Genomic DNA, 3704 nt, shown 5'->3' on the forward strand with positions numbered 1-3704 from the left:
ATGTGCGCCACCATTATCGATCAGCTGACCGGAGGCACCCGAGAAGCCCACCAGTTGACCTTGATAGAAAATCGGTTTGATGATCGCCACGTCAGGGGAGTGGGTGGCACCCAGGTATGGGTCATTGTGCAGGATGATATCGCCTTCATTGATATTGTCACCCAGTTCCGAGATCACACCCTTGACGATCTTGGGCATGGAACCCATGAACATCGGGGTGGAATCCGATTCTGCGAGCACATTGCCGTCGACGTCGAACAGGCCTGCACCCAAGTCCTCTGACTCGCGAATAATCGACGAGTACGCCATGCGGAACAGTACCGAGGCCATTTCCTTGGCCGCCGAGTTCAGCGCACCACCGATCACGCGCATCAGAATTGGGGTTGCCAAATCTTCTGCGGATGCTTCATTGGCTGGGCAAGCAATCACCATATTTCCGGCCTCGTCGATAGTGACGCCGAAACCTGGTGGGACGACGGTGGTTGCATCGTACTGCTCAACAATGGCGGGGCCCTCAAAGCTCTGACCGATCGCCAACTTTTCACGATCATAGAACGGAGTGGCTATAGTAGCGGGCTTACCGGACACATCGAAGGTTACATCGCGTGTTTCCAGAAGGGCATCTTCAAGCGAAGCTTGGGTGGTTGGCTTCACGGCGGGCAGCTCTGTCATGACCGCGGTGGCTTCCACACGGATGTTGATCAGTTCAACAGCGCTGTGGGAGAAACGATGCCCGTATTCTTCCTCATGTGCAGCATGGAAGCGTGCCTCGGCTTCGGCCAACCAAGCGTCGTTTATCTCCCCATCAGGAACATCAAAACGAATCTCGTATCCCTGGCCTTCGTAGCGAGCATCAGCCAGACGCTGGAGCTTACGACGCTCTGGGGTGACGTTTTCGGTATCCAACTGCGCATTTGCTGTGGCTTCGAGTTCTTCATACGAAGCCTGCAGTGATGGGCAGTCAGCATCAGCCAATGGGAAACGGACGGTCGAGACGAACTCGTAGCGCTCATCGGTGGCCAACAGGCCCAAGGCTGCGATAATGCCTGGGTTGGCAGGAACAAGTACGTTTGGCACTTCGAGTTCGGAAGCAATTTCGCAAGCGAATAGACCACCGGCTCCACCTGCTGCAACCAGGGTGAAATCGCGAGGATCATAACCGCGCCGAACTGAGTTTTCTTCGATCGCCTGGGTCATACCGTATTTCTGCAGCTGCAGCGCACCAAGGGCGGCTTCTTCAACCGACATATCTAGCTGGTCGGCAACCTTTTGCATCGCAGCTTTGGATAGGTCCGGACGCAGATCAATCCCAGAGCCGGCCAGCATGCGCTCTGGACGCAGACGACCTAGCAGCAGCTGTGCATCGGTTGAAGTGGGTTCTTCACCACCGCGGTTGTAACAAACCGGGCCTGGGTCAGCACCGGCCGACTGTGGACCAACACGGTAGACCCCGCCCTGGTCGACGTAGGCGATTGAGCCACCACCGGCACCAATGGTGTCGATATCAACCATCGGGATCATGGCCTGGTAATCACCAATCTTGGTGTCCAGCAGGTGGCGCATGCGCAGTTCGCCCTGGTAGGCGACACCAATATCGGCTGATGTGCCGCCGATATCGAGGGTGACAATGTTTTCGAAACCCGACTGTTCGCCTGCCCACAGGCCACCGATCAGTCCGCCAACGGGGCCCGACATCATCAGCGAAACGGGACGCTTGGCGGCTTCGTTAATTGGGACCATGCCCCCGGAGGACTGCATCAGCAGGATTTCACGTTCATACCCCAGGGACTCAATTTCATTTTGTAGACGAGTCAGGTAGCGAGAGACGCGCGGGCCAACATAGGCATTCAGTGCGGTGGTCGAGAAGCGTTCATATTCGCGGTACAGCGGAACGATGTCGCTGGATAACGACAGATAGGCTTCTGGGAATTCTTCGCGTACGATTTCGCCGATGCGCTGTTCGTGGACTGGGTTCAAATAGGAGTGCAGCAGGCAGACGGCGATGGCTTCAACACCGGCGGCTTTCAATTCTAGGACGCGGTCGCGAACTTCGTCTTCATCCAGGGCGCGCAGTACGTCACCGTATGGTGCGGTGATGCGTTCGTTGACTGTCAGCCGGTGGCGGCGCTTGACCAGCGGGTGGGTCTGCCATGGGAGGTCTTGTTGCAGTGAGAAGTTGTGCGGCTTCTTGTGGCGAGCAATATGCAGGATATCGCGGAAGCCTTCGGTGGTGATCATACCGACTTCTGCACCCTTGTGGGTCAGTGCGGTGTTCGTGGCAACCGTGGTGCCGTGGACAACCTGGTCGACTTCAGCAAGCGTGATGCCGGCTTTGGCTACTAGGCGTTTCAGGCCATCAACAACGGCGATCGAGGGATCTTCTGGAGTTGAGGGAACTTTCTCGACAAACCCAGTGCGTGATTCATCATCTGAGTAGTATAAGTCGGTGAAAGTGCCACCAACGTCTACACCTATGCGCTTCATGTGTTCCTCCTATATGGACATGACATGGAAGTTGTATCGCGAACTTGAAAAATGGGGAGGCGGACGGGAGATCTAAAACCCGAAAGCCGCGGACAGTGTTGTTATGAGTGATGCTGGAACCTGCTAGGAGACTGTGACCTACATCACTTGCAGTTGCTACTCAATCAATGTAGTTGCTGTATAAGCAATTATCAAGAGAAGTTGGTGAGGAATTGTTCGGAAATTTGTTGCCACTGCAGGACTCGGAACATCTTGCCAAGTGGGCCCGAATCAATGGGTGTGATGAAGCCCTGCGGGTGCCCATTGGATGTATCGACCAGTTGTTTGCTGCGCAGGTCTGTCGGAGTCGGCTGTGCTCAGGTCAGGGTGTCGCGTGGTGAAAATTGAGCTCGAGTAGCTGATTGATGAGCCTTGGGGTTGAAGTGTGGCTCAAGAGCAGACCCGTGCCAGGCGTATGCCCGTCTATGATGCTGTGATTAGTGGCATAGTGGAGCTCGAGAATGCTGTGGGTTCCTATTAAGTGTCTCCGGGACTTCACGCTCGGCAAGGGTGTGAAGTCCCGGAAGGTGTGGCCCTAATGCTTATTTGGCTGCCAGGGCCTGGAGTGGAGCCTTGGCGGTTGGGGTGGGAGCGGTGTCTTCGAAGTTTGGCAAGTTGTTGAGATATTCCACAACAGTGCCAACGGATTCAACGTCACCGAACTTGTTGTCGATATCAAATAGGTTCCAGGCAACGGTCCCGGCAACGCGGTCGCCAATGGCTTCCCGAACAGCGATTGGGCGGAAGCCTTCAGCCATAGCGTCTTCGACGGTGTTGCGAACGCATGCGGATGCGGTCACGCCGGTGACGATCAAGGTGTCAATGCGGTTAGCGGTCAGGAACTGGTTCAGGTAGGTACCAGGAAATGCGGAAGCGCGCTTCTTCGTGATAACCAATTCGCCCGGTTCCGGGGCGATTCGGGAGTCAATGTCAGCTGCACCCGTTGAAGGGTCTAGGGTCTCTAAAGGAATCTTCTGTGACCACAAGCCCATGTCCGATGGCAGTTCTGCGTTGAGAACTTCGTAGGCGGTGGTGATGAAAATGACCGGCACACCTTTGGCGCGTGCAGCGGCGTTGAGGTCCTGGCAGGCAGGGATGATGGTATCCATGTTGCGGCAAGTGAATGCGTGACCTGGGCGGGTCCAGGCGTTGGCCATGTCAATGTGGATGACCGCTGGGCG

The 3704-nt window shown here is 55.9% G+C and carries 2 protein-coding genes; both read right to left on the reverse strand.

Annotation, left to right across the window (positions count from 1 at the left end):
• Nucleotides 1-2484, reverse strand: a 2484-nt coding sequence (locus K8V32_RS11190) for a hydantoinase/oxoprolinase family protein (protein WP_303907330.1), incomplete at its 3' end; no start/stop codon positions are given.
• 581 nt (nucleotides 2485-3065) lie between these two features.
• On the reverse strand, nucleotides 3066-3704 hold a 639-nt coding region (locus tag K8V32_RS11195; protein WP_303907334.1), incomplete at its 5' end, for an isochorismatase family protein.

Origin of the sequence: Enteractinococcus helveticum (assembly GCF_020742345.1) — a bacterium.
GTDB lineage: Bacteria > Actinomycetota > Actinomycetes > Actinomycetales > Micrococcaceae > Yaniella > Yaniella helvetica_A.